The organism is Paraglaciecola marina, assembly GCF_004360155.1.
Taxonomy (GTDB): Bacteria; Pseudomonadota; Gammaproteobacteria; order Enterobacterales; family Alteromonadaceae; genus Paraglaciecola; species Paraglaciecola marina.
Window position 1 is genome coordinate 457,459 of sequence record NZ_SAIS01000001.1, and the last position, 11,543, is coordinate 469,001.

Genomic DNA, 11,543 nt, shown 5'->3' on the forward strand with positions numbered 1-11,543 from the left:
CTCCTAAACAAATTAATATTTTTAGAGTACCATAAATTGTATGAAATCGGCGTTAATCACAACTAGCCCCAGTCGTCCAGAATCATGGCGTGACTTACCAGTGGGTGACAACATAAAAACTTTGATTGAATTAGAAATCGAGGAAGCTAGCCGCAAATTTTTTGGTTATCACTTGGTACGCCTTGGCAATTTAAGCAGTGAAATTGAGCTTAAATCTTGCCCTATTAAGCATCAGGTGAATATCACACCAGACAATCTTAGCCATTCCAGTATTATTGCTAAAACCTCGTCATTACCTATTACTGAAAACAGTGTTGATGCATTCATTTTAGCTAATGAATTAGATTTTTCTCGGGATCCTCATCAAGTATTACGAGAGGTAGATAGAGCAATCATACCTAATGGTTATGTGGTGATAACAGGTTTTAATCCTTTTAGTATAAGCGGCCTATGTAAGTATTTACCCATTAATAAGGGGAGTGTTTTGCATGATGCCCGTTATTTCAGTTGCGCTAGGGTGAAGGATTGGTTGCAGCTTTTAGGGTTTGAAATTATGGATGTGAAGCATTTATTGTTTAATGAGTTGTTTTTAAATCGCAAACTAAACGCCTCATCTAAGTTGAGTTTATGGTGTCAGCAGTATTTATCGGCATTAACCACCATGTATATCATAGTGGCTAGAAAGCGAGAAATCCCACTCACTATGATTAAACCTAAATGGAAAGCCTCTAAGTTTTCTACTGTTGGAGTGAGCGTTAGTCGCGGTGCGATGCAAGTCGAAACACCCTTGAAAAGAGAAAAGTGAGGGGGTTATAACCCCAGTTCACTTAGGCTTGGGTGGGTATCTGGCCTGCGTCCTAGAGGCCATAAAAATTTTCGCTCAGATTCCTTTATAGCTAAATCATTAATGCTGGCATAACGTTTTTGCATTAAACCTTGTTCATCAAATTCCCAGTTTTCGTTACCGTATGAGCGATAGTATTGACCAGAATCATCATGCCACTCGTAAGCAAATCTCACTGCAATGCGGTTGTCTGTAAATGCCCATAACTCTTTGATAAGTCTATACTCATGTTCAGTTGCCCATTTTTTGGTTAAAAATGCATGGGCTTGCTTGCGGCCAACTGGAAACTCATTTCGGTTTCGCCATTGTGTATCTTCGCTGTAGGCTAAAACGACTTTGTCCGGATTTCGGCCATTCCAACCATCTTCAGCCATACGAACCTTTTGTTTAGCTGTGTCTTCGGTAAAAGGAGGCAAAGGTGGACGCGACTGTGTTTTCATTAGTAAGCTCTATTTGTGATTGATTATTATCTTTAAACAATAGCGGATCTCTACTGACTGGGCTAGTCAGTTATTCATGCCATTATGAAACCTAATATAACTTCTAGTCATGCTGGGTTTAGATTTTACATACAGGAATATCTCTTAACTGATGTGACTGTTTTCGGTAACATTGATAAAAGTGAGCTCTAGGAGTAACATTTGTAAAAGTGACCTTTAGGAGTGACATTGTTGAAAGTGACTTATATGAATCACTATTTTTTGGGTGATTTTTTTAAACAGCTAAACTGGATAACCATAAAGTGGTGAGATGAACATGAATGAAAACATAGTTGGTGTGATAACGGGAGACATAGTAGCTTCTCAAAAAATTCACGCTGAGGATTATGACTGCATGCTTTACACCCTAGAGCGCACCCTAACAATGTTAAAAGCTAGCCGTAATATGAAGTTTGAAACCTATCGAGGGGACGCTTTTCAAAGTGTATTTGCAGAGCCAGTGGAAGCTATTCACTCTGCTGTCATTATTAGGTTGGCGTTAAAAGCTACCACTCCGTCTTTTGATGTTAGGCAGAGTATTGGAATTGGTGCCGTTACTTCTATGCGTGGGGATATTGCAACCTCAACCGGTGAAGCCTTTACCTTATCAGGAAAAGGTTTGGATACCATTAAAAATGACTTGATTAAGGTGTCATCAAATAATCTAGCTTTCCAGTCTAAGGTTAGCGTGTTGACGAAGTTTTTAGATGCTCATTTAAGTAGTTTAACTGGGATTCAGTCAGAAACATTATTGTGTTATTTAACGTCTGAAGATAAGTCCCATGCTGATATAGCTGAATCGTTAAATAAAACAAGGAGTAATACCACTAAGCTACTCATAGCTAGTCGTTATCAGTTAGTTGAAGAGTATCTGAATTACGTTAAGTTATGTGTTAGTGAGGAGTTCAAACATGTCTGAAATAAGCATTTTAGTAGCTTTGGTTTTGGCTCATATACTAGGAGATTTTTATCTACAGCCTAGTAAATGGGTGGCAGAGCGTAATATTAATCACCATAAGTCTAGTGCTCTATATAAGCATATCCTTGTCCATGGAGTATTATCTTTTGGTGTATTTACGTTACTTAGTCATTATGGTTGGGTTACCAGTTTGATCTATTGTGCTGTGATTATAGTGAGCCATTTTGCCATTGATATGCTTAAGTCATATGCGCCTAAAACCACTTTAAGTTTTTTGATAGATCAAGGGGCTCACATTTTGATTTTAGTTTTAATATGGAGTTTTGCTACTGCTAAGCTAGATGATATTGCAGCTTTGTGTAAAAACATTACCTATAAACATTTAGCCTTAGTGATTGGCTATTTAATTATCTTAAAACCCACTTCAATCGTGATTACTATGGTATTGGCCCCGTGGACAAAAGAGCTTAATGAGAAGGCTTCACAAACGGCTCAAGCAGCCTCTAGTAAAAGCTCTTTAGAATCGGCAGGTAAGATGATTGGCTATCTTGAGCGGTTATTGATTTTAACCTTTATAGTGTTGAATCAGTTTGCGGCAATTGGTTTTTTACTGGCCACTAAATCTGTTTTTAGGTTTGGAGACTTAACTAATGCACAAGGTAAAAAATTAACGGAATACGTGATGCTTGGCACCCTTACTAGTTTCACTATTACTATTTTTGTGGGGCTTGCGACTAGTGCGATTGTTACCCATTTACCTATTGGAAAATAAACAGGGCTTTTAGAACGTTAAAAAGAACTGGATCCAATCACTAGGGGTTACATAGTGATTGGATTGTTCAATTATCGGCTTATTTAACTTTCATACCTGGTTGTGCGCCTTCTTCTGGATTCAGTATCCATAGATCTTCACCGCCGGGACCTGCTGCTAACACCATGCCTTCAGACATGCCAAAACGCATTTTACGAGGAGCTAAATTAGCCACCATAACTGTCAATTTACCCTCTAAGTCTTCTGGTTGATACGCTGATTTAATGCCTGCGAAGACTTGACGGGTTTCGCCACCTAAATCTAGCTCTAAGCGCAATAATTTATCGGCTTTCTCTACGTGTTCTGCTTTAGCTATACGGGCAATACGTAAATCAATTTTAGCAAAGTCCTCAAAGCTTATTGTGTCTGCAATAGGATTTTTTGCTAAAGGACTATTTGGATCTAGGGTTACCGTAGGCTCTAAATTTTCTTTTGAGTCATCAATCATAGCGTTGACTTTGTCCATATCTACCCGTTGCATCAGAGCTTTAAACTTATTGATGTTGTGAGCTGTTAATACATGTTGAGAACTTTTCCAGCTTAAGGTGTCATTCAAAAATGCTTCAGATTGGTTCGCTAATGTGGGCACAACTGGTTTCAAATAGACGACTAAAATACGGAATAAATTAATGCCTAACGAGCATACATCATGGGTAAACTGCTGTTTGCTCTCATCTTTGATGGTAACCCAAGGGGCATTAGCATCAATGAATTGGTTAGCTTTATCAGCTAAGGCCATAATTTCGCGAATTGCTTTATGATATTGGCGCTTTTCAAATGCAGTGGCAATGCTTGCCTCTGCTTGATGAAATTCAGCCACAAGCTCAGGTTCAAGTACATTACTTGATAATTTGCCATCAAACCGTTTTGTGATAAAGCTAGCGCAGCGACTGGCAATATTGACAACTTTACCGACTAAGTCGGAATTCACTTTTTGTGCAAAGTCTTCAAAATTTAAGTCAATGTCGGTTACAGCATCACTTAATTTCGAGGCAAAGTAATAACGTAAGTACTCTGGGTTTAAATGGTCCAAATAAGTACGGCCTTTGATAAAGGTACCTTTAGATTTTGACATTTTGGCGCCGTTAACGGTTACAAAGCCATGTACATTCACCCCTGTTGGCTTTCTAAAACCAGCGCCTTCAAGCATGGCTGGCCAGAATAAACAGTGGAAGTAGGTAATGTCTTTACCAATGAAATGATATAGCTCAGCGTCTGAATCTTTACCCCAATATTCATCAAAGTTAAGGCCATTTTTATCACATAGGTTTTTGAAGCTGGCCATATAGCCCACTGGCGCATCTACCCATACATAAAAGAACTTACCTGGGGCATTAGGAATTTCAAAACCAAAATAAGGCGCATCACGGCTGATATCCCACTGCTGCATACCTTCTTCAAACCATTCTTTTAGTTTGTTGGCGATTTCAGGTTGAACAGCATCGCTTTGTAGCCATTCTTGCAACATACCTTCAAACTGAGGTAGGTCGAAAAAGTAATGTTCAGAATCCCGTAACACAGGCTCGGCACCTGATACTACTGAGCGGGGATTTTTGAGCTCGGTAGGGTCGTAGGTGGCGCTACATACATCACAACTGTCGCCGTTTTGGTCTTCGGCACCGCATTTAGGGCAGGTACCTTGTACAAATCGGTCTGGTAAAAACATTTCTTTTTCAGGGTCGAACAACTGGCTGATGGTGCGTTTACTAATAAAACCTGAATCGTTTAAGCGGTTATACACTAACTCACACAACTCTTTGTTTTCGTCAGAGTGAGTTACATGGTAGTTGTCGTACTCAACGCCAAAATCGACTAAATCTGCATGATGCTCATCACGGGTTTGGGCTACCATTTGTTCTGCCGTAATACCTAACTGCTGGGCTTTAAGCATAACGGGTGTGCCGTGGGCATCGTCTGCACAAACGCTATAACAATTATGACCACGCATTCGTTGAAATCTAGTCCAGATATCGGTTTGAATATGCTCTAAAAGGTGGCCTAAATGGATTGAGCCGTTAGCATAGGGAAGGGCGCTGGTTACTAGAATTTTGCGAGTTTGTTCAGACATGGTCACTTATGTTTATTAAGTTTTAAAAAAGGCCGCAAATAGTAGCGAAAATAGTGACTCTTTGCATTACGAAATTGCATCACCAGTGAATAATTTTAATCATTTTTCAATAACAGCTAAAAAATTTTACTTAGTGATAAAAATGTCATAAAAATTATTACCTTAAAGCCATGTAAATGGCGTAAGCTTTGGTTATAACGTGAAGATGGCTAAGTAGCCTAAATATCCACCATAAAATAAAAGAATCCATTGCTATGCGCTTATGTGATAAAGATATCTACCAGTATTTACTAGATGGAAAAATTAAAGTTTCTCCACAACCTGCATACGAAGAAATAAGCGGTGTAACCGTTGATATGCGATTGGGCAATAAATTTAGAGTGTTTGAAGATCATCAAGCTCCTTACATTGATTTAAGTGGTCCTAAGGCCGAAGTTCAAGCCGCATTAAATAATGTGATGAGTGATGAAATTGAGATTTCTGATGACAAAGCTTTTTTTCTGCACCCCGGAGAGTTAGCTTTAGCTGTTACTTATGAATCAGTTACCCTGCCGGCTAATATCGTTGGCTGGTTAGACGGGCGCTCATCATTAGCTCGATTAGGACTAATGGTGCATGTTACTGCCCATCGAATTGATCCGGGGTGGTCTGGTAATATTGTGCTCGAAATATTTAACAGCGGTAAATTACCACTTGCTTTAAAACCTGGCATGAAAATAGGCGCCATAAGCTTTGAAGTTTTATCTGACTTTGCTGAAAAACCCTACAACGCTAGACTCGACGCTAAATATAAAGATCAATCTGGTGCTACGGCAAGCCGTATCAGCGCAGATGATAAATCTTAGGAATGGTGGGTAGGTTAAGGGGGCGAAGTGTGTCTCAGACATTGGATTTAGGAGGGTGAAATGGCGGATAATTCACATTTTTATGAACCGAAAAATGGGCATCAATTACCCCATGACCCCTTTAACGCCATCATTGCGCCAAGGCCTATAGGGTGGATTTCCACAAAAAGTAAAACGGGGGCGGTAAATTTAGCGCCATATAGTTTTTTCAATGCTTTTAATTATTCACCGCCCATAGTTGGTTTTTCAAGCCTAGGCTATAAAGACAGTGTAAAAAACGCGGTAGAAACAGGTGAGTTTTGTTGGAACCTAGTCACTAAACCTCTTGCTGAAGCAATGAACCAGACCAGCGTGGCTGTTGACCCTGATGTAGATGAATTTGAACTTGCACAGTTAACTAAAGGCCAATGTAAAATTATCGATGTACCTAATGTTGCAAAAAGTCCTGTTGTGATGGAGTGTAAAACCTCGCAGGTTATGCAGTTAAAATCAGCTAAAGGAGAAAATAGTCAAACTTGGTTAGTGCTAGGTGAAGTGGTTGGAGTGCATATTGCTCAAAAAGCATTGAAAGATGGAATTTACGATACCGCAGCGATGGAGCCTGTAATGCGAGCTGGTGGTGCGGCCGATTACTTCACTGTAAGTGAAGAACAAAAGTTCGAATTATTTAGGCCTAAATCAAATTAAGTACATTCTTGGCTAAGGATTGCGCAAACAATACTGAAAACAGTGATTTAGCATTGCAAATTTAGTCAAATTACGTAAACTGCGCAGCTTCGGTCGGTGTGTAGCGCAGCTTGGTAGCGCACTTCGCTGGGGGCGAAGGGGTCGTAGGTTCGAATCCTATCACACCGACCAATTAATATATTTTCCCCACTTTCTTAATTAGTAAACTTCAAATAAGACTCAAACATAGGTTAGTTTTTGTTTCTATCTACTTTTATAGTAACTGCTTCAATTGATTATTTCCGGCTATTTTGAACTAACTCCAACTTTTTTTATGTGTAACTCATCGCAGATTGACTATTGGGCGGTGTAATCTAATTTTAGCTGTCATATTCTTGGGATTGCAATGAGATTGATTTTTAGTCAATTAAATAATCAGGAGTGTTTAAGCATGTTTACTGTTCAAAATTTATCAATTAATGTCCGAGTATTTGGGTTTTTCATGTTCTCACTTTATAGTGCTGAAACCTTGGCTGAAACCACTAAAGTGAAGGTGAATAAGCAGTCTAGCTTAACTTCTGTTGAGAGTTATCCTATAGAAAACGTGAATCATGCTGTGCCACAATTCAAGGTTGATACAGGATGGCCAGACATGCCAGCTACTTGGTTAATAGGGCAAGTGCCTGGCTTAGCATTAGACAAGCACGATAATGTGTGGGTGTTACATCGTCCTAACTCTTTGAGCAGAATTGACCTAGGTCTAACGAATAACTCCGCTCTTTGTTGTGAGGCGGCACCTCATGTGCTGCAGTTTTCACCTGATGGACAACTTTTAAATGCTTGGGGCGGTCCAGATAAGGCTCCTGTTATTGAAGGACAAAGTCAATGGCCGTCTACTGTCCATGGTTTGTATGTGGATGATGAAGATACAGTATGGTTGGGTGGTAATGGTAAAGGCGATCATGTGGTGCTCAATTATACCCAGAAGGGGGAGTTCATACGTCAATTTGGTCACCGTGGTGAGACTGACGGTAATTTAAGTGAAAGTACTTTAGGAAATCCTGCTGATATTTTTCATGATACTGAATCTAATCGTGTCCTTATTGCAGATGGTTACATAAATAAGCGAGTGACGGCTTTTGATTCTAAAGACAATACTTTTGAGCAACTTTGGGGAGCTTATGCTGGCTTGCCCGATGGCGGTACCCGTGATGGCGCATTTGATGTATCTCAAGCTGTAGCAAGTGCTGATAAAAATAGCGTTACAGCAGAAAATTTCGGAGACATTGTACATTGTGTGGTGCAGTCAGATGATGGCAGAATTTATGTATGCGATAGAAAAAACAATCGACTACAAGTATTTAAAATGAATGAGTCAGGCAAAGTTGAATTTTTACAAGACGTGATTATAGCCAAAGATACCGGTGGAGTTGGCAGTGCTACCGATGTAGATTTTTCACCGGATAACAAATACATGTATGTGGCTGATATGATGAATGGGCGCATATGGGTATTGTGGCATGATACTTACGAAGTCTTAGGGAGTTTTGGTAGACCTGGGCGCTATCCAGGGCAGTTTACTTGGTTACATAGTGTGGTAGTAGACAGCGAAGGGAATCTGTATACATCTGAAGTAAATACAGGTCGAAGAGTACAAAAATTTGTACTGACGGGCTTTACCAAGTAACTATTTTATCGGATAAGCCACAGCGGAAAGGTAGCTTTTTTGACCCTGTGGTTTATGAACCGATAAGTTCAAATTTCACTAAAACACTTGAGTTATCAATTAAAAAATAGTTTTCTATAGGTCTTATCCAAAACTGAGATTTAATAATAATAATAATAATAATAATAATAATAATAATAATAATAATAATAATAATAATAATAATAATAATAATAAAAATAAAAGGGTAACTATGAAAATGAGTAAATTTTATAACGCTTTATTAGCAGGGCTTAGTCTGAGTATTGTGTTTTCAAGTTGTGCCGCGCCTATGGAGGCCATACATTCAACTACTGAGCCATCTTCTGGGGTCACTAAAGATTTTGTTTTAAATACTGGCTCATCGGCAATAATTGAACAACCAAAATGTAAGGCTAAATCAGCGGTTTTGTTGATCCATGGTTGGGTTGGGCAAAAAGATGAAGTGGGTGATTTATATAAAGATTTATCTGCGCAATTAAGAGGAAGTTGTATAGCTTCATTGCGGTTTGATGTGCAGGGAGAAGCAGAGCGAGAAAAAAGTAACTTTACTTTAACGAGTACGTTTAAAAGTAGAATGGAGGATACAGAGGCTGCCTTAGAATATTTAAAGAAGCAGTATCCTACATTACCATTAGTGGTAGTTGGTTTTAGCCTTGGAGGTGCAACGGCTATGGAGTTAGTTAGCCGTCATCCTAAAACCTTTGAGGGAGTAGTGTTATGGTCTAGTGCTTTAAATCCTAATGAAATTGTTACGCAACCTAGTTACTACGAAGCGGTTAGAGGTGCAATTGATGAAGGTGAAAGTGTACTTAAGGAAGCTTGGGCAGATTTAACCTTTACTCGACAACATGTAATTGGGATGTTGGGCTATAACCCTATTCGTAACTTAGGTGAGTTTAAAGGGCATTTGTTAGCCATACGGGGTACAGATGATTATCTACCAGCCCATGAAAAGGTGATTTTTAAGGCAAGTAGTGCTGTTAGTGAGGATGCATACTATTTAGGGGGAGCAGACCATATATTTGATGTTTTTGACCCCGAAAACAGTCAAAAGGCTAAAGTGTTAGGTTTGACTTTGAATTGGATAACTGGCCTGTAATCAATTATTTATTTTAGGCGGGGTAAGATAAACCAAAAACACTATCACTAATCAAGTTCATATCTTGTTTTTGATAATTGCATTAGGTCTTATTTAAATACCCTGTCAAAACGTTTTCTGGTAAAGGTTTAGACCAGTAGTAACCTTGTCCAATTTCACAGCCCAATGCAATTAATTTATTGAGTGTAGCTTTATCCTCTATACCTTCAGCTACTGTCTTTAAGCCTAAGCTACTAGCCATATTAATAATAGCTTTTACTATTGAATCGTCTTGCTTATCACTCACCAAGGAATTGATGAATGAACGGTCTATTTTTAACTTACTAGCGCTAAATTCTCTTAAATACCCTAAGTTTGAGTATCCTGTCCCGAAATCATCAATAGCAATTGATGCTCCTAATTGACTCAACCTATTAAGTTGTTTTTCTATCTGATGGGTATCATCTATCAATAGTGATTCTGTCAACTCTAACTCTAAAGCCTCTGCGGGTAGCTTTGCTTTGCGTAATGCATCTTCAACTGTATCTTGTAAATGCCCATCTTTGAACTGCATTACGGAAAGGTTGATGGCGACCCGTAGTTTAGGATGTCCTTGCTGTCTTTGTTTAGCACAAAACCTACAGGCTTCCTGAATGACCCATTGGCCGATTTCATTTATTAAGCCGCTACTTTCTGCCAGTGGAATAAATTGATCGGGTGTAATTGTACTGCCATCAGGTTGTGGCCAGCGCAATAAAGCTTCTACAGCTGTAACACTACCACTTTTTAGATCTACCATGGGTTGGTAATAAAGTTGAAATTGCTTTTGACTAACAGCAGGTCGCAATGTTTGTAACAACTTAAATTTAGCATCGCTAGCTTTGTCCATATAGCTGTCATAGAAATGGAAGGTACTCTTGCCTGCTTCTTTAGCTTGATACATAGCTATGTCTGCCTTACGGCAAAGTTGTTTAAAGTTAGTGCCGTGTTGAGATGTACAAGCAATACCCAATGAGGCTGAAACCGCTACTTGTGTTTGTTGAATAGTAAATACGAGGGAGCATTGTCTTATTAGTTCATGGGCTAATTTATTGAGATGGGCGAGATCATTGGAATGAGGAGCTAACAATAAGAATTCGTCTCCACCAAAGCGGATTAGATATTGATTTGCTTCTAAAATACTAGTCAGCCTTTGTGCAAGCTCTTTTAAAAGTAGATCTCCGGCTGCGTGCCCTAACACATCATTCACTGGTTTAAAGTTATCTAAATCAAAGAATAATAATGCTAATTGTTGATGATTTTTGAGGCTATCAGCCAATGATTGTGTAAATAGTATTTCACCATAATAACGGTTAGGAAGATCCGTTAATGGGTCGTGGTGGGCGAGGTGTTGAATTTGAGTTTGGCTTCGTTGTACCTTGGTATTTTCTTTGTGTAATGACAACATCAAGCGTTTTATATCTCTTACTAAGATATAAACGCTGAAGCTAGTTACAATAAAAATAACCAAAATGAAAACTAGATGGGACCAACTCAAGCTTGGAATATTAGGGGTAATTGAGCCATTTAATGTGAGCCAAGCTAGGATTGTGCATTGAGAAATAACAAATATCAGAATTGAAATAAATAACCCAACTCCACCTAGGATCGCGGCGAATATAAATAAACTTGGGTAACCTAAAATAGCTAGGTCAAATAAACCGGCTCCTGTAAATGCTAATGCAAATAACATAGTCGTTAAAGAGCCCAACAATATATAGGCAGATACCGTTATTTTGTGTCTATATGCAAAAATGAATGCAACAAGTAAGCAACTAAGCCCAATTGAAAAAATGACTAAAGTCAGGCTTCTAGCGACTAGAAGGGACGCTATCAGAGCAAAAGAAGAGACCATACATATTTGCATTAGTCTTTGACGGCGAATGCCACTAAATACATCCTTGTCATTTAAAATATGTTTATGTTGATGATTATCCTGAAGATCTTGATTGTGAGTCATTATGTCTAATTTGAGTAGTTTGACTACCGAGCCTAGCGCCCTGAATTAAGGGTGTTTGCAGAAATTACAGCACAAACTATTAATCTGCAATATTCAGATTGCTTGATGTTGATACGCATGTTTCAG

The 11,543-nt window shown here is 38.8% G+C and carries 10 protein-coding genes and 1 tRNA gene; 8 read left to right on the plus strand and 3 right to left on the minus strand.

The features are described 5' to 3' along the window. Nucleotides 1-40: 40 nt before the first annotated feature. Nucleotides 41-805, plus strand: a complete 765-nt coding sequence (locus EOK74_RS08090) for a class I SAM-dependent methyltransferase (RefSeq protein WP_133469473.1) — start codon at nucleotides 41-43, stop codon at nucleotides 803-805. 5 nt (nucleotides 806-810) lie between these two features. On the opposite strand, the gene EOK74_RS08095 is transcribed toward EOK74_RS08090, so the two are convergent. Continuing rightward, nucleotides 811-1,284: a nuclear transport factor 2 family protein gene (locus EOK74_RS08095; protein WP_133469474.1), complete on the minus strand. Its 474-nt coding sequence runs from the start codon at nucleotides 1,282-1,284 to the stop codon at nucleotides 811-813. 310 nt (nucleotides 1,285-1,594) lie between these two features. Here EOK74_RS08095 and EOK74_RS08100 point away from each other — a divergent pair, with 310 nt between their 5' ends. Next, the gene (locus tag EOK74_RS08100; RefSeq protein WP_166638734.1) at nucleotides 1,595-2,242 is read left to right on the plus strand and encodes a hypothetical protein; all 648 of its coding nucleotides are present in this window, start codon (nucleotides 1,595-1,597) and stop codon (nucleotides 2,240-2,242) included. Next, on the plus strand, nucleotides 2,235-3,014 hold the full coding sequence (locus EOK74_RS08105) for a DUF3307 domain-containing protein (RefSeq protein WP_133469476.1): 780 nt from the start codon (nucleotides 2,235-2,237) through the stop codon (nucleotides 3,012-3,014). The genes EOK74_RS08100 and EOK74_RS08105 overlap by 8 nt, the downstream gene beginning before the upstream one ends. Nucleotides 3,015-3,093: 79 nt before the next feature. Here EOK74_RS08105 and metG read toward each other — a convergent pair whose 3' ends face one another. Further along, nucleotides 3,094-5,121, minus strand: a complete 2,028-nt coding sequence (gene metG / locus EOK74_RS08110; protein ID WP_133469477.1) for a methionine--tRNA ligase — start codon at nucleotides 5,119-5,121, stop codon at nucleotides 3,094-3,096. Between the two features lie 254 nt (nucleotides 5,122-5,375). On the opposite strand from metG, the gene dcd reads away from it, so the two are divergent. The 5 genes from dcd (at nucleotide 5,376) to EOK74_RS08135 (ending at nucleotide 9,439) form a co-directional block, all read left to right on the plus strand. Then, nucleotides 5,376-5,966 carry a dCTP deaminase gene (gene dcd, locus EOK74_RS08115; protein ID WP_133469478.1) on the plus strand — a complete coding sequence of 197 codons (591 nt, stop codon included), beginning with the start codon at nucleotides 5,376-5,378 and terminating at the stop codon, nucleotides 5,964-5,966. Nucleotides 5,967-6,026: 60 nt separating this feature from the next. Then, nucleotides 6,027-6,653 carry a flavin reductase family protein gene (locus tag EOK74_RS08120; RefSeq protein ID WP_133469479.1) on the plus strand — a complete coding sequence of 209 codons (627 nt, stop codon included), beginning with the start codon at nucleotides 6,027-6,029 and terminating at the stop codon, nucleotides 6,651-6,653. 94 nt (nucleotides 6,654-6,747) lie between these two features. Beyond that, nucleotides 6,748-6,824, plus strand: a tRNA-Pro gene (locus EOK74_RS08125). A 259-nt stretch (nucleotides 6,825-7,083) separates the two neighbouring features. After that, the gene (locus EOK74_RS08130; RefSeq protein WP_133469480.1) at nucleotides 7,084-8,319 is read left to right on the plus strand and encodes an NHL repeat-containing protein; all 1,236 of its coding nucleotides are present in this window, start codon (nucleotides 7,084-7,086) and stop codon (nucleotides 8,317-8,319) included. 238 nt (nucleotides 8,320-8,557) lie between these two features. Then, nucleotides 8,558-9,439, plus strand: a complete 882-nt coding sequence (locus EOK74_RS08135; RefSeq protein WP_166638735.1) for an alpha/beta hydrolase — start codon at nucleotides 8,558-8,560, stop codon at nucleotides 9,437-9,439. An 82-nt stretch (nucleotides 9,440-9,521) separates the two neighbouring features. On the opposite strand, the gene EOK74_RS08140 is transcribed toward EOK74_RS08135, so the two are convergent. After that, on the minus strand, nucleotides 9,522-11,417 hold the full coding sequence (locus tag EOK74_RS08140; protein WP_133469482.1) for a putative bifunctional diguanylate cyclase/phosphodiesterase: 1,896 nt from the start codon (nucleotides 11,415-11,417) through the stop codon (nucleotides 9,522-9,524). Nucleotides 11,418-11,543 lie beyond the last annotated feature (126 nt).

Coding starts and splice junctions, on each gene's coding strand:
- EOK74_RS08090 (WP_133469473.1), top strand. CDS start 41: ATGAAATCGGCGTTAATCACAACTAGCCCCAGTCGTCCAGAATCATGG.
- EOK74_RS08095 (WP_133469474.1), bottom strand. CDS start 1,284: ATGAAAACACAGTCGCGTCCACCTTTGCCTCCTTTTACCGAAGACACA.
- EOK74_RS08100 (WP_166638734.1), top strand. CDS start 1,595: ATGAACATGAATGAAAACATAGTTGGTGTGATAACGGGAGACATAGTA.
- EOK74_RS08105 (WP_133469476.1), top strand. CDS start 2,235: ATGTCTGAAATAAGCATTTTAGTAGCTTTGGTTTTGGCTCATATACTA.
- metG (WP_133469477.1), bottom strand. CDS start 5,121: ATGTCTGAACAAACTCGCAAAATTCTAGTAACCAGCGCCCTTCCCTAT.
- dcd (WP_133469478.1), top strand. CDS start 5,376: ATGCGCTTATGTGATAAAGATATCTACCAGTATTTACTAGATGGAAAA.
- EOK74_RS08120 (WP_133469479.1), top strand. CDS start 6,027: ATGGCGGATAATTCACATTTTTATGAACCGAAAAATGGGCATCAATTA.
- EOK74_RS08130 (WP_133469480.1), top strand. CDS start 7,084: ATGTTTACTGTTCAAAATTTATCAATTAATGTCCGAGTATTTGGGTTT.
- EOK74_RS08135 (WP_166638735.1), top strand. CDS start 8,558: ATGAGTAAATTTTATAACGCTTTATTAGCAGGGCTTAGTCTGAGTATT.
- EOK74_RS08140 (WP_133469482.1), bottom strand. CDS start 11,417: ATGACTCACAATCAAGATCTTCAGGATAATCATCAACATAAACATATT.